We start from the raw sequence: 19390 nt of genomic DNA on the forward strand, positions 1-19390 counted from the left end.
TTAAGGTACTATATGCCCTTTTACACAATGCCTACTTCTTGTGGTTCATATATGTGCATTGTCCAAAAGCCTATGTCCAAGAACCCAAGTCGCTTGTAAATGCGACCGGCGTCAGGATTATCGTAGAATAAGCATAAACTTTTACCCTCATTTATAAGTTCTTCGCATAGCCTTTCCATGCACTGGCTTGCGTAGCCTTTCTTTGTGTGATCAGGATGTGTGCATACTCCAACAACCATCGCTGAGGCGGAGTTTTCCGCTGTTGTAGAAGCTGACGAAACAAGCTTACCGCCTTTTCTAATAAAGTAAGTTCGAGCTGATTTGCTTTCCATTCCCACCTTCAAACTTCCTTCACGGTTCTCTGATTCCTCGAAATCATCTATTTCATCGAAGAGTCGTGCTATCGATGGAATATCCTTTACGGTAGCTAATTGTACACATTCCCCACCATCTGGTGAAGGGGATGGTACAAGTTGGTCCATCTTAGCATAATAAAGTTGGCGAGAGTGTTTCTTGCGGCGAGCAATAAATGGAAGGATTTCATTCGTCATTTCTTCTAGTCCTGATAACTCTCTGAAGTCAGGGTCTTGGTTGATAATAGAAGCAAATCCTTTGCCATCGAATGGACCGTCTCCATAACAAATGTAGTTGGAATGATACTTTAGAAGTACAGCAGAGAGCTCACCTTCCGCGTTCCAATCTCCCCATAACGTTTGGAAATCTTCTTCAAACCCGAAGTTCTCGATATCACTAATAATAAAAAGGTTCTCCGCAGGCTTTTGAAAAAGCAGTGTTTCACACGCCGCTCGGTCTTGTGAATCCAGCTGACGAATCATTCAATCCCTCCCATCTGAAAGTTCTACCTATCATACCAGAAAATTCTAAAAACAGGAAGGTCTTCAGGATTTATAAAAATTGCTTAACCATTCGTTCAGTTGATAGGGTGGAAGCGGTTTTGAGAAATAATACCCTTGAATTGTCTGGCCACCCATAGATTGCACATGAAGCAAATCTTCTTCCGTTTCAATTCCTTCTGCTACGACTTCTAATTGTAAGTGCTCAGCCAAGTCGATGATAGATCTGGTGATACCTTCGTTTTTGGCGTTGGTCGTTGCATCTTTAATAAAGCTTCTATCTATTTTCAAACAATGGATAGGAAACAAACTAAGGTGCTTCAGGGAAGAGTATCCTGTCCCGAAATCATCCAACGCAACCGACACACCCAATTCGTTAAGTCGGTTCAATTGTTCAATCATAAATTCTTCATAGTCCATTGCTATAGTCTCTGTAATTTCAAGGCGTAGCTTTCCTGGAGATACTCCTGCTTCCTGCAAGATGTTTTCCAGCTGATCCACGAATGTAGGTTGTTGAAACTCAACAGCTGAAATGTTGACTGATACTACACACTCCATGAACCCCAGCTTTTCTAAATCAAGTATTTGTTCTGTGGCTTTTCTTAAGGTCCATTGTCCTAAAGGCACAATCAAACCTGTCACTTCAGCTAAGGGGATAAAATCAGCGGGAGAGATGGTTCCTCTCTCAGGGTGTTCCCAACGGATCAGTGCTTCTAGACCGGTTACTTCGTTCGATTTCGTATTGACTTGGGGTTGGAAGTACAGACGGAACTGTTCTTCTTCAAGCGCCTTTGTCAGATCCATGTGAAACCATTGACGTCCAAATTCAGATTCGTCCAAAGACGGTTGATAAAAAGCTGTCATGCTGCGTCCTAAGCGTTTTGCTTCCGTGTTTGCTCTGCTTGTATTTCGGATTAACGTAGCGGGACTGTCGCCGTCTTCAGGGAAAATTGCGATTCCTATGCTAACTGTGATAAAGAATTCTTGGTGATCGACAACGAATGGTTCACGGAATAACTTCTTATATTGCTGGATGCGTTCATATAAAGACGCCTTTCGTTCGCAGAAGTCTGTCATTAGTATGAATCCATCATACTCCAGTTTCGAAATGAATTCTTCCGGTTGCCGCTCTGACTTCAGTCTTCTTGCAACAGCCATGATCAATTGATCTCCAATACGATAACCTAGTCGTTCTTTCATTTCTAAGAAGTTATCGATATTGAAATAAAGGAGGGCGAATGCCTGACTAGTATCCGCTTGCTCTATCCTCGAATCGAGTTTCTCTTCCAACGCATTCCTGTTAGGGAAGTTTGTTAACAAATCTGTATAAGCAAGGTGCTTGGCCTCTTTCTCAGCCTTTCTGCGTTTAATGTGTTCGTTAATAAAGGCGATCAAGTCACCGATGGAAGTGGCAAATGCTTCTTCATCAAATGTCCAGGATCTCGAATTTGTATGCTGCTCACAACAGAGCACGCCGATTGTTTCTCCACCGCTGATGATCGGAATGTCCATCATAGCTCGGATATCATGAGGGAGAAGGTACTCTTTTCTTAATTCGCTGACCCGAAAATCGTTTTGCGTATCTTCAATGACGATGGAGCGGTTTTCCTCCAAGCTTGAGAAATAAGTAGGAAATTGATTTTTTTGTAAGTCACTTAAGTTCAAGGTCTTCTTAGCGGGCCGATCATACATTGCCAGGCATTGAAGGGTGGAGTGGTCGTTATGGTAGAACCAGATTCCTACACGATCGACTTGTAAGGTTTCCACTGTTGATTCGCAAATCATTTGAAAGGCAGGGACCAAATCGATGGAGGTGAGACGTTCATCCTTCATTAATCGCATGAAGTCAGATTGTTGCCGTCTGATCCTTTCTTCTATGTAAGTGGAACTGTTCCAATCTGTTGAAGATTGGATAGGAGAGACATACTTACTGAGACAAGAGGAGATGGTACGAAGAGCTTCTCCTTTATTCAATTCGAATGGTCGCTGGTTGATAAGGACGAGAGCTCCAAGCGGTCTTTCGTTGTCATCATGAAGAAGAAGGCCGTAGCTTGCTGCATTTTCCCCATATATACTTGCGTCAACCTGAGTAGGGGTGTCATTCGACAACTGAAGTAATAAATCACGCTTGAAGTAGGATAATGGGTACAAATTAGTGTTCCGAACAAACTCTTTGTAGGGATGAATGGTTTGAGTAGTTGGTTTCTCTAACAGATAAATACTTGCAGCGTCGCACTGGAAGTATAGGCACGTCTGCTCCAATAAATAATGTATAGCGTTCTTATGGTTACGTCCTCGAAGGGAATCAAGGAGTTGTCTAGAGAAGTCCTCTTGATTATTGGTCACGTCGATATGCTCCTTTCTGAAACGTTTGAACTACTATCATAGTACCATAAGAATTCTCCACCAAATGATAAAAAAACTCCGTCCCCCGTTAATATTTCCTGAATTGGTCAAACTAAAAGAACAGGAGGGATGAATAGTGAAACGGTACGTACTCATTATGGTCGCAAGTTTGATGTTTCTTCAATTGGCACCAACCGTTCACGCCGAGAGTTTGTTTCAAATTAAGCGGAAAGATCAAGTGACGCAGGATTGGGAAATTCATGTAGATTATCCACTGTTCGATCAGTTGCAAAATAAAGAGCTGCAAGATAAGGTAAACAACTCCATTACGAGTAAATTAGATCACCAATTCGATATGGTGAAACAGGGGGCTGATGAAACGAATGGAGCCCCTATCCTGTACTATGAAGAGTCTGATGTGTATGCGGAAGAAGAGTTCTATTCGGTTGTGATGACATCCCACTTAACGACGGGAAATGAGCACACTTCCTCTGTAACATCGGTGAACTTTGAGAACGGTAAGAAGAGTGACTTGCTCCCGTTGAAAGAAATGGTCCATATGGATGTTTTGAATAAAGAGGTAAGAAGGATTATCGCTCAAGATCCCGAAACTTATTTAACGAAGCAGTTTAAAGAAGTACGTGAGGATACAGCCTATTACATTGAAGAAGAACATCTTGTCCTTGTCTTTAATAAATTCGAAATAGCTGCTGGTGTACACGGTACACCACAAATTCAAATACCGCTAGATCGGATAGAGAAGGAAAGGGAAGACCCATACAAAGCACCGATTCCTTCGACTGTATAAAACAAAAAACGCTTAGAGTGCAGACTCTAAGCGTTTTTTTTTGACTAAGCTTCCAATGCTTCTTCGCTTTCGGTTTGTTCGCCGTAGTAGTGGAACAAGTACTGCTCTTTGGTAATAGCGAATAGGTCATATACATCGCTTTGTTGATTGATCCATTCGTAGACATCTGGGAATGTTTCGTTGGCTTCGCTAATGTAAGGGATTTTCAAAGCGGCCTTCATCGATCGGAGATTAGTTCTTCGGATTTTCATAAAAATAGCTTCAATTCCTAATTGGAAAAACAGTTCTTCGAAAAATGCTTCCTTAGCCGTTTGGTTGTAGCCTTTACCGAAGTAAGGCTGGCCGATCCATGTAGCTAAAAAACCCTTATTCTCATTAATATCGAACAAATTGATGGTACCAATTGGCTGCTCCCACTCATCAAGGATGGTACGTGAAATCAATTCACCTCGGTCTTCTGCTTCTATGGTCTGCTTGGTTAAGAAGTAAAACTCGTCACTGGAAGCGGCTTTGTGACGAACATAAGGAAACACGTCAGGGTGACTCATCAAATCAAAAAGAACCGGGGCGTCATGCAAATCACGTTTTTTAAGCATAAAAAATCCCTCCTTGATGGTTGGAGGGTGATCGGAAAAAAGGCATGGACAAATAGCCAGCCGTAAGTCCATTCGGACCACCCTCGAATTTTTATCAATTGCACACAAAAATTCGGGGTGGGAATCGAACCCACTAGAACCAGTTATACTGGTGGCGCACCATTTGCCTTCCCTACACTATACGACATTTATTTCTACCCTTATCATAATCGATTTTTCTGAAAAAGTGAATCAATTTTTGTCATGTCGAAAGAAAAATTTTTGAAGAAAAAGATCCTTATCAACAATTAGATAAGGATCAACTCACGATGGTGCGTATCGGCTGTCTTTTAGTGTAGTGAAAACAGTCAGGCGCTCGGTATAACCACTCGCTTCACGGTCGTAAGGGCCTGTACAAGTAATCAAGTTCAAAGCTCTCTGGTCTGTCGGCCCGAAAATCTCACGTAATGGGGCATCGCTAACAGGATAGGCTGCTACTTTCTGAACGGTATAGGTCAGTTTCGAGCCGTTCTCCCCGTAAACGAATATTTCATCTCCTGCGTTTAAATCTTTTAAATCAAAGAATACTGCAGGTCCATTTCTCCCATCAACGTGACCAGCAATGACGGAATTTCCTTTTCTACCTGGTTTTGTACCAGGCTCAAACCAACCTACCTTTGTTACGCTATCGGGAACGGCCATGCCACCTTCCTCTGTATAGCCTTCCTTCCCGACGGGTGCATCGACCCCAATTGCAGGTATTTCAATTCTTTCAGGTATAATTCCAGGTTGGTCATCGGGTTCTACAACGACTGCTGGTTCATAGTCCTTGTTTATAGGCTCTGTTTCTAATAGGTCTCTTTCAGGTGGTGGAGCACCTCTGGTCTGTGTTTGTTCTACTCTTAATTCCGCTGCATCTGATGAAGAAAGAACCCTGGCCTCCTTCACGGGTTCATCCAACCAATAATAGCTGATGATGAAAACAAGGAGGCCCAGGGTTATGGAGTATAGAATTTGTTTCATTTGTTAGGCTTCTGAGCGTTTACGGAACAACACTAGCCCAGCACCCATAGCTAGTACACCTAGAATAGCGGCATAAGCCATAGTGTTAGAGTTCTGACTTGCTCCACCAAAACCAGTTTCCGGCATGGAAGACGGCATCGCAGAAGAATCTTCTAGTAATAGAACATCAGGACTGTCTGCTGTACCTACAGCAAATGCGCTATACACTTTACCTGATTCAATGGTTGTACCAGAAAGATCGATAAGTTGAGTACCATCTGTTGTGCGGACTTCTAGGTCATATGTTCCAGCTTCAAGCTCACTGTAGTCTGTAACCATTGGGAACTCAGCACCGGAGAATAGAGCGTCTCCACCAATTGGACCGACATCAACAGCAGGAGCACCAGGGATGAAGTGTCCTACACGGACTTTAGCCATTCCTTCGCTTGCTTCAGTCTCATCTTGTGTAATTTTCAATTCGATACTGTCCAAGTTTCCGATAGCAGCAGCTGTATATGCCATACCAGCTTCGACCGTAGCATCAGCAGAAAGGACAGGATCTTGTTCACCCATTGTTCCAGCGGCATAAACTTCAATCGTATGTTCACCGGCAGGAAGCTCCATGTAATCAGTAGCTGCTTTAAACTCAGCACCTTCTACAACCGCATTCCCATCTACGTAGACATCAACCGCCGGGGCGTCAGGGGAGGCATGCAGGACACGAACCATAGCCATGTCTCCACCTGAATGGTTATCAGCGAATGCGACAGGTGCAAAGACTCCAAAGATTAATACTACAGCAGCTAGCGACGACAGCAATTTTTTCATGTTTTTTTTCCACTCCTTAGGGTTTTTTTATATGAAACGTTGAAGAAGGCTTCAACGGTCATGATTTAGTCATTTATCTGAATAAAGATAATGAACAGGTTTGAACAACCTATGTTCAACCTTTGTATAACCCTATATAGCCACATTAATCATTGTCGAAACCTCCCGGTGTGTTTTAATGCATATAAAAACACCAGAAGATTTTCCTTCCGGTGTTAGAATGCGGCATTATTCCTGAAAGTATGCAAGTTTACCATCAATCATCGTCCAAAGTGGCTTGGAAAGATATTCAAAGGGATGACCAGACCATAAGACAAGGTCTGCGTCTTTACCCTTCTCAATCGAGCCTACCCGATCATCTACGCCCAAATTCTTAGCGGGAATAATCGTGATGCCCCGCAAAGCATCTTCCACATCCATTCCTTCTCTAGCTGCGAGGGCAGCGCATATGTTCAAGTATTGAATGGGTGTATAAGGGTGGTCGGTAGTAATCGAAACCTTGATACCGTATTCGTGAAGAATTCGATAAGTCTGCCAAGTTTTATTGCGTAATTCAATCTTGGAAGCACGAGTGAAGGTAGGACCGACACTTACCTGTAAGTCCCGTTTAGATAATTCATCTGCAATCAAGTGTCCTTCCGTACAATGTTCAATTCGTAAATCGAGATCGAACTCATCTGCGAATCTTAGCGCCGTAATAATGTCATCGGCTCGGTGGGCATGGATTCGAACTGGAATCTCTTTGTTCAACGCTTGTAGAACCGGTTTAACTCGAAGGCCAGGGTCTGGATCCTTCATTGCAGCGTAAAAGGTCTCTCTAAGGGTGCCCATTATCCCGAGCCGCGTAATGGAGGCGTTTTTGGACTGGGAGTGGACACGCTTGGGATTCTCGCCTAGTGCAAGCTTCAGTCCTGCTCTTTCACGAATGATCATTTCGTTAATGGTGTGGCCGACTGTTTTGATTACACTGGTCGTACCGCCAATGATATTGGCACTTCCTGGCATAATATGAGCAGTTGTTACACCTGCTTTTCTTGCATTGAAGAAAGCGGGATCAAGAGGGTGAGCTCCATCGATGGCGCGAAGATGAGGAGTGATAGCTTCGATTGTTTCATTCGCGTCACTTCCGGCCCAACCGGTTCCTTCGTCATATAAGCCTAGATGAGTATGGACATCGACGAACCCTGGGTATAGATCCATTCCTTTGCCGTCAATTACTTCCGCCTGTTCGGGCATCGGGATGTTCTGACCGAAATCATGGATCTTCCCGTTTAGAATATGGACACTTCCCCCAGTTATAACAGAGGAGGTTATTGGGTGAATCGTTACGTTGGTAATTACCGTATTCATAGTACATACAGCCTTTCGAAAGGGATTACTACTATTATACTGGAAATCATGGGAAAGGAGCACAAAAAGAACGAAGTGGAATACTCCGTTCCTTTCAGGGTCATTTCAGAATGGAAGCTAATGCTGGTCTTAATTCAGGGTAGCGAAAGTTGTACCCGTGTTCTATCGCCTTCTTGGGTATGACCGATTGCCCGTCTAACAGTAAGGTACTCATCTCCCCGAGCGCAAGCTTCAATGCGAACGATGGAGCGGGAATCCAGTGAGGTCGGTTCAACACCGTGCTGAGGATTCGCCCAAAGTCCTTGTTCCGCTTAGGGTTTGGTGCAGTACCGTTCAAAGGGCCATTGACATCCTCGTGATGAATAGAAAAGTCGATCAAGCCGACTACATCATCGACATGTATCCAGGACATCCATTGTTCGCCGGACCCTAAGTTACCACCGATCATCATTTTATATGGGATAATCATTTTCGGAAGTGCACCTTCTTCACCCAAGATGATACCGAACCGGACGAATACAGTCCTGACATCATATTCTTTCGCAGCTTCAGCTCGCTCTTCCCATTCCTCCACTACATTGGCTAAGAAATCCCTTCCTGCTTTTGTGGTTTCCTCTGTAAACGTTTTTGTCTTTGACCTTCCGTAAAATCCGACTGCTGAAGCATTCACAAGTACATTAGGCTTGTCTTGCATCTTATCGATCAAGTCGATTACGCCCTCCGTTGCCTGGACGCGGCTATCTAAGATTGCTTGTTTTTTCTCATCTGTCCACCGTCCACTGTTGAGAGACTCTCCTGCTAGATTGACAATAGCGTGGATGTAAGGGAGGCTCTCGACAGGATTATAAGACTCGTGCAGCCATCCCACATATGTGATACTCTCCGTATCAGAATGCTTTTCAGGACTGCGTGTCAATATGTACACATGGTGTCCTTGTTTAACAAGATGATCAGTCAATTGGCGTCCGACGAAGCCGGTACCACCCGTAACAACGATATTCATTGAGTTTCCTCCTCACAAGGCGGTTTTACATTATTTTACTTCAGATAATGAAAAATAGCGATTCTTATCCGTGACCGAGTAAGATTTACACGATACAATTAGGTTAGAAGGGGTGAAGGTATTGGCTACACTTACTCGAATCACGACGCAAAAGAAAAATAAGAATCGCTATAATATCTACTTAGATCATGGTCATGGAGAAGACTATGGTTTCAGTGTCGATGCTGATGTATTAGTGGAATATAGGCTGCAAAAAGGCATGGAGCTCGATGATGCTACGATTCGTGCCTTGATCCAAACAGATACCTTACACAAATCTTATACCCAAGCTATCAACTATTTAAGCTACCGAATGCGCTCTGAGAAGGAAATCCGGCAATACCTGGATGATAAAGAAGTGGAACCAGAGCATGTAGATGAGATAGTGAAGCGATTGAGGGAAGAGAAACTGATTGATGACCAAGAGTTCGCTAATTCGTTAGTAAGAACTAGGGTCATGACCTCATCCAAGGGGCCGTTACTGGTTAAGAAAGAATTGATAGAAAAAGGTGTCAGAGGTTCAGAGGCGGAAGAAGCGCTCGCTTATTTCCCTTATGATCAACAGTTAGAGAAAGCGACAAAATTTGCTGAAAAGAAAATGAAGAGTGGTGTGAAGAAATCCCGACGCCAGCAAATCCAGAATGTTCAACAGACACTGATGCAAAAAGGGTTCTCTGGTGATGTGATTCAAGAGGCATTATCCCAATTGCCAAAGGAAGAAGAAGATAACTCAGAATGGGAAGCTGTGGTCTATCAAGGGGAAAAGCTAGTCCGTAAATATGAACGGAAAGCAGAAGGGTATGAGAGGAAGCAAAAAATAAAAGCAGCTCTTTATCGAAAAGGATTTCCTTTCGATTTGATCGACCGATTTCTAGACGAATACACGGAAGAATAATCTTGGGATCACGAGTTCCGAGATTATTTTTTTGTGTAGAAGAAGAACGGTTCTCTATCTTCCAGGGTGTAATCACCCATGTTTCCAGAAATATAATGTATACTGGGGACTGGAACAGAGGAACTAAACCAAGCGGAGGTCTGAGGCATGATCTATCAAAGAAGGGTCTATAAGATAGAGCCTGAGCAATATGAAAAGTTCACACAATACTTTCATGAGTTTATATTACCCAGCCAACTAGGGCATGGTGCTCGGATCGTTGGAAGGTTCACGACTAGGAACCGTGATGAGGTTACATCGATTTGGGAATATGACTCTTATGATCATTATGAAGCAATCGAAAGAAAAGTGAGGCAATCCGACCTTTTCCAAAGAGCCCAGAAGAGAAAAGAGGAGCTGTGCCCTTTCGCTGTAGAGAAGCAAGTCGACTTCATTGAAGCAACAGGTGATTACCACTTCCCTAAACATATAGTGTCTGTCGCTGCTTGTATTACGAATGAAGATGGCGAAGTGCTGCTCGTTAAGAACGAGCACCGTAATGATACATACGAAATTCCTGGCGGAAGGATGGAGAAAGGGGAGACGCTTGAAGAGGCCGTGAAGCGGGAAGTGTTGGAAGAGACAGGAATCGAAGCAAACATAACCGGGATCACTGGTGTATATCAGAACCTGACGATTGGTGTCGTCTGTATCGTCTTTAAGGGAGAATACGTATCCGGAATACCTACAATCCAACCAGGAGAGACGCAAGAAGTTTTCTTCGAAAAGGTGACAGAAGATAATATGAGCACGTTACTGACGAGGGAGCATTTCAAAGTTCGCCTGATGGATGCGCTTCAGAGTAAAGCTGTATCTTTGGAAAGTTATTATGTTAAACCCTATCAAGTCATATATAGACTGGAAAATGAAAAAGCTGCTGACGAGTGAACGCCAGCAGCTTTTTTTGGGTTCCATTACAGGAGCCCTTTCTTTTCTAAATCTTCAATTGCTTCATGGACGTGATCCACAATGGTAGAAGCGTTAGAAGCAACTTCTTCGTGTGCTGATGACATCGCGTAGCTGTGCTCGGTCAGACCGAACATAGAGATATCATTGAAGGAATCGCCGACACAGGCAATCTCATGAGGTTTAATGTCAAGTTCCTTCATTAAGGCTTTTAGACCGGTCCCCTTATTGATCGCTTTCGGCATTAAGTCTACACATGTTTCGTGAGAGATGAAGCTGTCGATCTCTTCTCCGAATGTTTGATCGACACGCTTATACGCTTCCATCACATCTGGTTCTTGGCCATGTAACGAAATCTTAGAAGGGATGATGCTTTTACCGAACTTGTCTCTCATGTTCGGCTCCACGATGATGTCGTGGAAAAGTTGTTCGGAGATGATATCGATCCACTTATTATGGGACTCTGTATAGGTTTCTTCAGCTGTTGAAACCGTCTTAATCATCGGCTCTTCATCAATGGTGTGCATGATTCTTCTTGCTAGGTGTTCATCGAATGTTTTGGAGTGAATATGCTCCTCCTCGTCATCGAATACAAAGGCACCGTTTTGACTTACTCTATGGCCGCTCACGCCGACACGTTTGAGCACCTCTTTAATTTCGTGGTCCATCCTTCCTGAAGCAACAGTAAGGGGAACCCCTTTCTCAATCAAGCGACGAATCGCATCAATATCCTCATTCTTTATAAAATGATCCATTCCTAATAATGTACCATCAAGATCACTGACAAACAGTTTAATCATTGGTAGGCTCCTTTCTTTAGTTGAACCTGTAATTAATCACGAAGAGTATTGTACCGCACGTAAAGGCTTTCTAACAATCAAGAAGTTCTAGTTTGTTACTTGTCAAAATCTCGAATCAGAGATACGATAGAATTTATGAGTAGACTGTAAACGCTTTAAGAATCAAGTGGGGGACGTATGATGGAGCAACAAGTCAAAATTAAAAAAGTCCTGAACAACAATGTCGTCATTGCTGAGCACCCAATGCACAAAGAAGTCGTCTTGATCGGAAAAGGAATCGGCTTTAACCGGAAGAAAGATGATGATATCTCGTTCAGTAAAGCAGATAAGACTTTTTTATTAAGTAATGAGAAGGAAAAAGAACAATACGTCAATCTTTTGCCTTTTATTGATGAAAGGCTGATTGACTTTATGAATGATGTTCTCGTTCATATAGAGAACAGGATGGGGCAGGAGTTGAATCAACACATTCACGTTGCTCTGACCGATCACTTGGCTTTTGCCATCAATCGTGCAAAACAAGGGATGAAGTTCTCTAATCCATTTCTGCTGGAGATAGAGTCTCTCTATCCGAAGGAATATCAAATTGCGATGGAAGTCGTGACGATGATTTATGATGAAATGGACATTCAATTCCCTGAAGGAGAAGTAGGTTTTATAGCCCTGCATATCCATAGTGCTGTTACAGACAAGACGTTGAGGGAAATTAACCGTCACAATCAGTTGATCACCAAGCTAGTTTCGCTAGTAGAAGAAACGATGGAAATTGATATTGATAAGAATAGTGTCGATTACCACCGGCTTGTTCAACATTTACACCGTGCGATCGACCGTGTTCATCACGAGGAAAAAGTTGGAGATGAAATAAAACTCGCAAACATGTTGAAACAAGAATATCCGGTATGCTATAATTTAGCTTGGAAATTGATTAAAGTGATGCAAAAACAGTTGAATAAACCAGTAGATGAATCAGAAGCCATTTATTTGACGATTCACCTACAACGGTTAACCCATAAATCTTAACATACGTGTTACTGATTCGATCAGGCATGAGTATTAGAAGAGAAAGTGGTTACCTTAGGGAGGGGTATATCCTCTTTAAGGACCAGTCTATCTTCTGTACTCATGCCTTTTTTTGTTCTCATTTTTAATGCGCCATCAGGCGTTTATTTTATCCCGTATCATGTAACCGTTTTATTTTTCTGAAAATAATGGGGATGCTGTTTTGTTCACAATCAAAAAAGGAGGAAAATACATGTTTAAAAATGCTTTTGGTACGTTACAAAAAGTCGGTAAAGCGTTGATGACGCCGGTTGCTTTGCTACCTGCTGCAGGTATTCTGCTGGCATTCGGTACAAGCTTCGCACAAGACAACTTTGTAGATAAAGTACCTTTCTTCGGAACACCATGGGTTCAGACATTACTTGAAGTAATGGCTGAGGCTGGTGGAATTGTATTTGCGAACTTGCCGCTTCTATTCGCTGTAGGTGTCGCGATTGGCTTGGCAAAAGGTGATGGGGTAGCAGGTCTTGCTGCAATCATCGGTTACTTAATTATGAACGTTGTTATGGGTGTACTTGGAAATGTCACTCCAGAAATGACGTCAGACCCCGCTTATGCGGAAGTCCTCGGTATACCGACCTTACAGACAGGTGTATTCGGAGGTATCATCGTTGGTATATTAGCCGCTTCGATGTATAACAGGTTCTTTAATATAGAATTACCGCAATTCTTAGGATTCTTTGCTGGTAAACGTTTCGTTCCAATCATCACAGCGTTCACATCCTTATTCCTAGGTATGATCATGCTGTGGATCTGGCCGTTTGCACAGAACGGTTTGAACGCACTTTCTCACTTGATGCTTGAAGGAAACCAGACAATCTCTGCTTTCTTCTTCGGAGTGATCGAGCGTTCCCTTATTCCGTTCGGATTGCACCACATTTTCTATTCACCGTTCTGGTTTGAGTTTGGATCTTATACAAACGCCGCTGGAGAAATTGTCCGTGGTGACCAAACAATCTTCTTCGAACAGTTGAAAGACGGTGTTGATTTTACAGCTGGTACATTCATGGTTGGTAAGTTCCCGTTCATGATGTTCGGACTTCCTGCAGCTGCACTAGCTATTTATCACACAGCTAAACCTGAACGTAAAAAAGTCGTTGGTGGTATCATGGCATCTGCCGCACTGACTTCATTCCTTACAGGTATCACAGAGCCTATCGAATTCTCATTCTTATTCGTAGCTCCTGTACTATTCGGTATTCACGCAGTATTTGCAGGTTTCTCCTTCATGATCATGGAGATCCTAGGTGTCAAAATTGGACAAACCTTCTCAGGTGGACTAATTGACTTCATCTTGTTCGGTGTGTTGCCTAACCGTACCGACTGGTGGTGGGTCATTATCGTCGGTCTTATCTTCTCTGTCGTTTATTACTTCGGTTTCCGTTGGGCGATCTTGAAGTTCAACTTGGCTACACCAGGTCGTGAAGACGAGTCAGAAGATGAAGAAGATGATGGTGAAGTAGGCGACTTGCCATTCGAAATTCTAGAAGCCATGGGCGGACAGAAGAACATCAGCCACTTAGACGCTTGTATTACACGTCTTCGTGTATCCGTTAACGATAAGAACGATGTCAACAAGAACCGACTTAAGAAGCTGGGCGCATCTGGCGTAATGGAAGTCGGTAACAACATCCAGGCTATTTTCGGACCAGTATCCGATACGCTTCGAGGACAAATGCAGGATATTATCGATGGTAAGACACCTCGTTCCCGTGACGATGTAGCGGAAACAGTAAACGAGAAGAAACAAGCAGAAGCGCCTGTTTCAAAAGGTGAACTTGAATTCGTTAGCCCAATTGAAGGTAAAGTAATGTCGATCACAGAGGTTCCAGACCAAGTATTCTCTGGTAAAATGATGGGTGATGGCTTTGCAATCGAGCCACAAGATGGTAAGATAGTTTCGCCAGTCAACGGAAAAGTCATGACCGTCTTCCCTACGAAGCACGCAATTGGTCTTCAAGCGGAGAACGGTATGGAGATTCTGATTCACATCGGTATCGATACAGTTGGCTTGAAAGGCGAAGGCTTTACAGCTATGATTTCTGAAGGAGACGAAGTGAAGCAGGGACAAGCATTGATGGAAGTGGACCTTGACTTTGTTAAGGAGAATGCACCGTCAATCGTTACTCCAATTGTCTTCACGAACCTCGAAGAAGGACAGTCTGTAAATGTTAAAGCATCTGGTCATGTGAAGCACAGCGAGCCGGATGTTGTAGAAATTAAAGGATAAAGGAGAGATTATCATGGCAGAACACACTATGACAATCACAGCTGCAGACGGCGTACACGCTCGTCCAGCTACTGCTCTTGTACAAGTTGCAGGACAATATCAATCAGACGTAAATATCGAGTATAACGGAAAATCCGTTAACATGAAGTCCATCATGGGCGTTATGTCTCTTGGTATTCCAAAAGGCGCTGAAGTGAAATTCTCAGCAGAAGGTTCCGATGAAGCGGAAGCTGTTGAAGCTGTAGTAGCTAAAGCAAAAGAAGAAGGTCTTGGAGAGTAATCTCTAAGCGAAGAGCCGGGCTTAAATGCCCGGCTCTTTTTTCTTTTCATTAGTAAATGTCGCTAAAAAATAAGAACCACCAATTGGAGGTTCTTATTTATCGATATATATAGCTTCGCGTCCGTCGTCTTCTTGGAAGATCTGCTCGGCTACACCACCTGGTCCTTTCAGACTGGTTGGGTTGTCGACGTGATCTGTCTCGTTCCAAAACGGGGTGTTCATTCCACCCATATAGACAGCGGTTGCTGATACATCTTCTTGTTCCCACTCTTTGTGTAAGCTCTCTGTAAAGCCGCGGACAGCGAACTTGCTTGCACAATAGACACTTTCGTTGTTTTTGCCTCGTAGGCCAGCTGTTGAAATGATGTTCAGTAGCCTTCCCCCTGATTCTTTCAACTTAGGATAGGCTAGCTGGGTCATGAGGATGGTACCTTTAATGTTCGTATTCAATGCAAGGTCGATGTCTTCAACTGTCAGTTCAGCAAGTGCTCCGAACACTCCGACTCCAGCATTGTTGATAACAATATCGACTTGGTCGATTTGACGCAGAGCTTCTATGACGGATGCAGGCTCTGTCACATCACAAATCAGAACTTCAGCGGATCCGCCTTCTTTTTGGATTTCACTTTGGACTAGTAATAAATTCTTTTCTGTTCGGCCAAGAAGGAATACTTGATGATTTTCTTTGGCGTAACGATGGGCTAGAGCTCGTCCGAGTCCGGTTCCAGCTCCAGTAATAATTACATTTCCCATATGATCTCCTCCTATTCTTACGTATATCTATTGTGAAGAAAGCCTGATAAAATGTAAAGAAACAGAGAAACAGGGGGATTAACATGGAAAAAAGATATAGTGATTATACAAAAGAAGAATTGCGGAATGAAATCGCAGCCCTTACAGAAAAAGCGCAGAAAGCGGAGCAGATGGGGATGGTGAACGAGTACGCTGTCCATGAAAGAAAAATTATTATGGCGAAGTCTTATATACTTGACCCAAATACTTTTGAACCCGGAGCGGTATATGCACTCGAAGGGGATTTGGAGCATGATTTTTACATTGATTACATGAACGGCATTTTCGCCTGGGGCTTTCGCCAGACGAAAAACGGACAAAGGGTTTCAGGACAAGAGCACGAGGCCTTGCCGATTGCAATGATTGGAGATAAACTATAAAAATAATAAAACGGCGCACAATACTATGTGCGCCGTTTTTGTTAATTAACTGCGTTTTCTTGCTTGTACTTGGGTAATCTGCTCGGAGAGCGTTTGCTCCGTCTCGCCATTCACCCTGTCACTTAAATGTTTGTTCGTACGATGCTCGGCGAATGCGTTTTTCTTTTCCTTAAATTTGTACTTAGCCACGTTTATTCCTCCCGATTTGATTGACATCTCGTTCTCTAGAGTGAGCAGCCCTTCCCTGAGGGTCGCTATTGATTTGACCGTTCGGTCTCTTTGCTAAATATTCACTCTGATCGGCAGGGGCATGAGATACATGGACATTCGGAAAGTTCTTCGCTTTGTTTCGCATGGATGAGCCTCCTTTGTCTCTTAGTGAGACAAGGTTAGTTTATGTTCATTTGTGGGTTCTATGTGGTACAATACGACTGTAAACATTGCCAAGAGGAGCATGAATATGCAGGAGACTTACCAGCGTTTAGCTGAACGTTTATACGAGTTGAACGGAAACTTGACAATCGAAGAAGCAAGGACATGGGTTGAACTTTTGTGGGAAGACTTTGAAGCAACCTATGCCAAAGCAGGTCATGAATATCAGGGGAGAAAAATGACAGAACAAATCGTGAGCAGGTGGGTAGAACAATATGGTTCTCGACTTCACGAATTTGTAGCCACAAACCCTAAGTACAAAGAACTCTTCGACAAAAAAGGTCCTTTACACTAGTGAAAAACCGCGTTGCTCGATGAGCAGCACGGTTTTTTTAAGCTTTCACAATGTTTAGTTTGTCTTGCAGCTTTTCTTCTGTAAATACCCAGCCAGTGTAGGAATTGAGTATTTTTAACTTGTCTTCTCCATGTTCATCATCAATTTGAGCAACTGCTACAAAGGGATAACGTCCACGAGAGCGGTAACGCAGATCAATGAACCGCACTTCTGTGTACTCATCAAAATAAGTGATTTCATAGCGATACACCGGAGAAAAGGATAGAAAAGCTTTAATGTTATGGTCGGACAATGCTTTTTGTACCACCGGGTCTTCATAATCAATCGGTTTATTCACAAAGGAGTCAAGTATGGTAATGTGTCCATTCTCTGCTCGACCGACATAATAATTCGTCGGTGTCGTAATGGCAATCCTCCAGATGTTTTGTTGGATCGTCGGAGAGGTTGCGATTTGTTGAACTTGATCGAAATGATTGTGAATGAGTTTGACCAGCTCTCGCTTATCAAAGTATCTCTTCACATAATACAGAGCAATGACAAAATAGATGATCAGCCACATTAACCCAGGATCTGCACCCAAGTTCCAAGCGACGATACCCGCTAAATGGAGAATGAAGATATACGGGTCGAATGTGTTGATGAATCCATAAGCCACCCATCGTTTTGTGAATGGTCGATAGGCCTGTGTACCATAGGCATTGAACACATCCACAAAGACATGAAGAATAACGGCCAAGAACGTCCAAAGCCATAAATGTAAGAAATTGACCTCAGGACTGAAGAGGTAGATCAGACTTGGGATACTGATACCCCATAATAAAACAGCTGGTACGGAATGTGTAATTCCTCTGTGATGTCGGATGTAGACGGCGTTGTTTTTTAATTTCAAAACGGTGTCAGAATCGGGTGCTTGTGATCCGACTAATGTTCCTACGAGCACGGCATTAAATAGCGCTGGATCTTGTTGTACTACTGGGTCCAATGTAGCTATACCGGCAAGCGCAACCCCCATGACAACGTGTGTACCTGTATCCAATGAAATACCTCCTTTGACCAACACGATGTTTCTTAAGTAAGTTTACCACGAAGGATGATAATACATGAATAATCAAGATAGAACGAAACAGATTCTTAATGATTTTGATATACAAGCATTTCAACAAGATTTGATTCGCTGGTTTAAAGATGAACAGCGTATATTACCTTGGCGTGAAAACCAAGATCCATATCGAGTGTGGGTATCAGAAATTATGCTCCAACAGACGAAGGTTGATACTGTCATTCCTTATTTTAATCATTTTATGGAGAAATTTCCTGATCCTGAAAGCCTTGCAACAGCTGACGAACAGGAGGTTTTGAAAGCTTGGGAGGGTTTAGGATACTATTCCCGTGCACGCAATTTGCAAACCGCTGTTCGTGAAGTCGTCGAAGAGTATGGCGGAGTTGTTCCGCATGACCCTAAAGAGCTCGGCGATCTAAAAGGTGTGGGACCTTATACGAAAGGTGCTATTTTGAGTATTGCCTACGATACACCAGAGCCTGCTGTAGATGGGAATGTGATGAGAGTACTGTCCCGCATTCTACATGTGGAAGACGACATCGCAAAACCGAAAACTAGAAAGGTTTTTGAAGAGTTAGTAAGAGGCGTCATTTCGACTGAGGATCCGTCCTCTTTCAACCAAGGAATGATGGAGCTAGGGGCGCTTGTCTGTACACCGAAGACTCCCTCTTGCATGCTATGTCCAGTTCAGGAGCACTGCAGAGCCTTTAACGAGGGAATAGAAACAACGCTTCCTGTAAAGTCATCGAAGAAGAAACAAAAGAAAATCCCTTATAAAATAGTGATCATCGAAAATAATCGAGGAGAGGTACTGATCGAGCAACGACCAAATGAAGGGTTGCTTGCTTCCTTGTGGCAGTATCCGATGATCCCGATGAAGGACTTAGGGCAAGAATCAGCAAAGATATGGTTCGAGGATCAGTACGGTCTGGAAGTGGAGTGGGGGCAGAAACTTGAGAATATCAAACATGTCTTCTCCCATCTTATTTGGGAAATGGAAGTCGTCAAAGCCCATATCATAAACGGAGAGCTTGATCATGAGCGTGCCCGTTTCGTTTCCAAAGAGGAATTGAACGACTACCCATTCCCTGTTTCACACCAGAAGGCACACAAGCATACTAGTCTGTGACAGTATGCGTGCCGCTTGTCCAAGTAGCCTCTGGATGCTCAAGTCCGCCACGATGTTTTATTTCTTCGTTGATCTCCCTTAACATCGTAACGCCTTCCGCATTTAAATAAGGGGCTGATTGTGATAGTGCATAATGGAAATATCCTAATTCTTTATCTCTCCATGAAGACTTCGGTTCCATACTGAGAGCAGATAAGTTTCGTCCAACGTACATGAAATCCCTCCTTTCCTATACTTTGCTCTACATTTTCTGCTTCATGCGGAGAAAGGTGCGAGACTTCAGTA

Annotated in this window: 22 protein-coding genes; 9 read left to right on the plus strand and 13 right to left on the minus strand. The window is 43.2% G+C overall.

Annotated features, from left to right (window positions below; translation table 11 throughout):
- Window positions 1-20: 20 nt before the first annotated feature.
- Window positions 21-836, minus strand: a complete 816-nt coding sequence (locus tag E4663_RS03060) for a GNAT family N-acetyltransferase (protein ID WP_135326651.1) — start codon at window positions 834-836, stop codon at window positions 21-23.
- A gap of 63 nt (window positions 837-899) precedes the next feature.
- Window positions 900-3200: a sensor domain-containing phosphodiesterase gene (locus tag E4663_RS03065; RefSeq protein ID WP_135326652.1), complete on the minus strand. Its 2301-nt coding sequence runs from the start codon at window positions 3198-3200 to the stop codon at window positions 900-902.
- 136 nt (window positions 3201-3336) lie between these two features.
- Between E4663_RS03065 and E4663_RS03070 the strand changes: the two genes are divergently transcribed.
- Entirely contained in the window at window positions 3337-4008 is a 672-nt protein-coding gene (locus E4663_RS03070) for a DUF3298 and DUF4163 domain-containing protein (protein ID WP_135326653.1), read from the plus strand.
- Window positions 4009-4052: 44 nt separating this feature from the next.
- Here E4663_RS03070 and E4663_RS03075 read toward each other — a convergent pair whose 3' ends face one another.
- The 5 genes from E4663_RS03075 to E4663_RS03095 all read right to left on the minus strand — a co-directional run bounded on the left by E4663_RS03075 (window position 4053) and on the right by E4663_RS03095 (window position 8766).
- Window positions 4053-4604 carry a GNAT family N-acetyltransferase gene (locus E4663_RS03075; protein WP_135326654.1) on the minus strand — a complete coding sequence of 184 codons (552 nt, stop codon included), beginning with the start codon at window positions 4602-4604 and terminating at the stop codon, window positions 4053-4055.
- Between the two features lie 303 nt (window positions 4605-4907).
- Window positions 4908-5606, minus strand: coding sequence for a class F sortase (locus E4663_RS03080; RefSeq protein WP_135326655.1), 699 nt, complete (start codon window positions 5604-5606; stop codon window positions 4908-4910).
- A 3-nt stretch (window positions 5607-5609) separates the two neighbouring features.
- Entirely contained in the window at window positions 5610-6413 is an 804-nt protein-coding gene (locus E4663_RS03085) for a DUF4397 domain-containing protein (protein WP_079479371.1), read from the minus strand.
- A gap of 228 nt (window positions 6414-6641) precedes the next feature.
- A complete protein-coding gene (locus tag E4663_RS03090) occupies window positions 6642-7763 on the minus strand; it encodes an amidohydrolase (RefSeq protein WP_079479372.1) in 1122 nt (373 codons plus the stop codon).
- 100 nt (window positions 7764-7863) lie between these two features.
- Window positions 7864-8766, minus strand: coding sequence for a TIGR01777 family oxidoreductase (locus tag E4663_RS03095; RefSeq protein ID WP_135326656.1), 903 nt, complete (start codon window positions 8764-8766; stop codon window positions 7864-7866).
- Between the two features lie 121 nt (window positions 8767-8887).
- Here E4663_RS03095 and recX point away from each other — a divergent pair, with 121 nt between their 5' ends.
- Both recX and E4663_RS03105 read left to right on the plus strand, forming a co-directional pair.
- Complete coding sequence (gene recX / locus E4663_RS03100; RefSeq protein WP_135326657.1) at window positions 8888-9700, plus strand: recombination regulator RecX; 813 nt, start codon at window positions 8888-8890, stop codon at window positions 9698-9700.
- Window positions 9701-9847: 147 nt separating this feature from the next.
- A complete protein-coding gene (locus E4663_RS03105) occupies window positions 9848-10627 on the plus strand; it encodes an NUDIX domain-containing protein (protein ID WP_135326658.1) in 780 nt (259 codons plus the stop codon).
- Between the two features lie 26 nt (window positions 10628-10653).
- Here E4663_RS03105 and E4663_RS03110 read toward each other — a convergent pair whose 3' ends face one another.
- On the minus strand, window positions 10654-11445 hold the full coding sequence (locus tag E4663_RS03110; RefSeq protein ID WP_135326659.1) for an HAD family hydrolase: 792 nt from the start codon (window positions 11443-11445) through the stop codon (window positions 10654-10656).
- 180 nt (window positions 11446-11625) lie between these two features.
- Between E4663_RS03110 and glcT the strand changes: the two genes are divergently transcribed.
- The 3 genes from glcT (at window position 11626) to E4663_RS03125 (ending at window position 15017) form a co-directional block, all read left to right on the plus strand.
- Window positions 11626-12468: a glucose PTS transporter transcription antiterminator GlcT gene (gene glcT / locus E4663_RS03115; RefSeq protein ID WP_079479377.1), complete on the plus strand. Its 843-nt coding sequence runs from the start codon at window positions 11626-11628 to the stop codon at window positions 12466-12468.
- Window positions 12469-12700: 232 nt separating this feature from the next.
- Entirely contained in the window at window positions 12701-14737 is a 2037-nt protein-coding gene (gene ptsG, locus E4663_RS03120; RefSeq protein WP_135326660.1) for a glucose-specific PTS transporter subunit IIBC, read from the plus strand.
- Window positions 14738-14750: 13 nt separating this feature from the next.
- Window positions 14751-15017, plus strand: coding sequence for a phosphocarrier protein HPr (locus E4663_RS03125; protein WP_079479379.1), 267 nt, complete (start codon window positions 14751-14753; stop codon window positions 15015-15017).
- 93 nt (window positions 15018-15110) lie between these two features.
- Here E4663_RS03125 and E4663_RS03130 read toward each other — a convergent pair whose 3' ends face one another.
- Window positions 15111-15770, minus strand: a complete 660-nt coding sequence (locus E4663_RS03130) for an SDR family NAD(P)-dependent oxidoreductase (protein ID WP_135326661.1) — start codon at window positions 15768-15770, stop codon at window positions 15111-15113.
- A gap of 83 nt (window positions 15771-15853) precedes the next feature.
- On the opposite strand from E4663_RS03130, the gene E4663_RS03135 reads away from it, so the two are divergent.
- Entirely contained in the window at window positions 15854-16189 is a 336-nt protein-coding gene (locus E4663_RS03135) for a YfhH family protein (RefSeq protein ID WP_079479381.1), read from the plus strand.
- Between the two features lie 45 nt (window positions 16190-16234).
- Here E4663_RS03135 and E4663_RS03140 read toward each other — a convergent pair whose 3' ends face one another.
- Entirely contained in the window at window positions 16235-16378 is a 144-nt protein-coding gene (locus E4663_RS03140; RefSeq protein ID WP_158290413.1) for a YpzG family protein, read from the minus strand.
- Window positions 16371-16544, minus strand: coding sequence for a small acid-soluble spore protein K (sspK, locus tag E4663_RS03145; protein ID WP_079479382.1), 174 nt, complete (start codon window positions 16542-16544; stop codon window positions 16371-16373). The genes E4663_RS03140 and sspK overlap by 8 nt, the downstream gene beginning before the upstream one ends.
- Before the next feature lie 105 nt (window positions 16545-16649).
- Here sspK and E4663_RS03150 point away from each other — a divergent pair, with 105 nt between their 5' ends.
- Window positions 16650-16916 (plus strand): YfhJ family protein, encoded by a 267-nt coding sequence (locus E4663_RS03150; RefSeq protein ID WP_135326663.1) that lies wholly within the window; start codon window positions 16650-16652, stop codon window positions 16914-16916.
- Window positions 16917-16953: 37 nt separating this feature from the next.
- On the opposite strand, the gene E4663_RS03155 is transcribed toward E4663_RS03150, so the two are convergent.
- Entirely contained in the window at window positions 16954-17952 is a 999-nt protein-coding gene (locus tag E4663_RS03155; RefSeq protein ID WP_079479384.1) for a metal-dependent hydrolase, read from the minus strand.
- A gap of 64 nt (window positions 17953-18016) precedes the next feature.
- Here E4663_RS03155 and mutY point away from each other — a divergent pair, with 64 nt between their 5' ends.
- Complete coding sequence (gene mutY, locus E4663_RS03160) at window positions 18017-19105, plus strand: A/G-specific adenine glycosylase (RefSeq protein WP_135326664.1); 1089 nt, start codon at window positions 18017-18019, stop codon at window positions 19103-19105.
- Here the strand turns inward: mutY and E4663_RS03165 are convergent.
- Window positions 19095-19319: a cytosolic protein gene (locus E4663_RS03165; RefSeq protein WP_135326665.1), complete on the minus strand. Its 225-nt coding sequence runs from the start codon at window positions 19317-19319 to the stop codon at window positions 19095-19097. The genes mutY and E4663_RS03165 overlap by 11 nt on opposite strands.
- Window positions 19320-19390 lie beyond the last annotated feature (71 nt).

The organism is Halobacillus salinus (assembly GCF_004684905.1).
In the GTDB taxonomy this organism is placed as follows: domain Bacteria; phylum Bacillota; class Bacilli; order Bacillales; family Halobacillaceae; genus Halobacillus; species Halobacillus salinus.

Coding starts and splice junctions, on each gene's coding strand:
- E4663_RS03060 (WP_135326651.1), bottom strand. CDS start 836: ATGATTCGTCAGCTGGATTCACAAGACCGAGCGGCGTGTGAAACACTG.
- E4663_RS03075 (WP_135326654.1), bottom strand. CDS start 4,604: ATGCTTAAAAAACGTGATTTGCATGACGCCCCGGTTCTTTTTGATTTG.
- E4663_RS03080 (WP_135326655.1), bottom strand. CDS start 5,606: ATGAAACAAATTCTATACTCCATAACCCTGGGCCTCCTTGTTTTCATC.
- E4663_RS03085 (WP_079479371.1), bottom strand. CDS start 6,413: ATGAAAAAATTGCTGTCGTCGCTAGCTGCTGTAGTATTAATCTTTGGA.
- E4663_RS03090 (WP_079479372.1), bottom strand. CDS start 7,763: ATGAATACGGTAATTACCAACGTAACGATTCACCCAATAACCTCCTCT.
- E4663_RS03095 (WP_135326656.1), bottom strand. CDS start 8,766: ATGAATATCGTTGTTACGGGTGGTACCGGCTTCGTCGGACGCCAATTG.
- E4663_RS03105 (WP_135326658.1), top strand. CDS start 9,848: ATGATCTATCAAAGAAGGGTCTATAAGATAGAGCCTGAGCAATATGAA.
- E4663_RS03110 (WP_135326659.1), bottom strand. CDS start 11,445: ATGATTAAACTGTTTGTCAGTGATCTTGATGGTACATTATTAGGAATG.
- glcT (WP_079479377.1), top strand. CDS start 11,626: ATGGAGCAACAAGTCAAAATTAAAAAAGTCCTGAACAACAATGTCGTC.
- ptsG (WP_135326660.1), top strand. CDS start 12,701: ATGTTTAAAAATGCTTTTGGTACGTTACAAAAAGTCGGTAAAGCGTTG.
- E4663_RS03125 (WP_079479379.1), top strand. CDS start 14,751: ATGGCAGAACACACTATGACAATCACAGCTGCAGACGGCGTACACGCT.
- E4663_RS03130 (WP_135326661.1), bottom strand. CDS start 15,770: ATGGGAAATGTAATTATTACTGGAGCTGGAACCGGACTCGGACGAGCT.
- E4663_RS03135 (WP_079479381.1), top strand. CDS start 15,854: ATGGAAAAAAGATATAGTGATTATACAAAAGAAGAATTGCGGAATGAA.
- sspK (WP_079479382.1), bottom strand. CDS start 16,544: ATGCGAAACAAAGCGAAGAACTTTCCGAATGTCCATGTATCTCATGCC.
- E4663_RS03150 (WP_135326663.1), top strand. CDS start 16,650: ATGCAGGAGACTTACCAGCGTTTAGCTGAACGTTTATACGAGTTGAAC.
- mutY (WP_135326664.1), top strand. CDS start 18,017: ATGAATAATCAAGATAGAACGAAACAGATTCTTAATGATTTTGATATA.
- E4663_RS03165 (WP_135326665.1), bottom strand. CDS start 19,319: ATGTACGTTGGACGAAACTTATCTGCTCTCAGTATGGAACCGAAGTCT.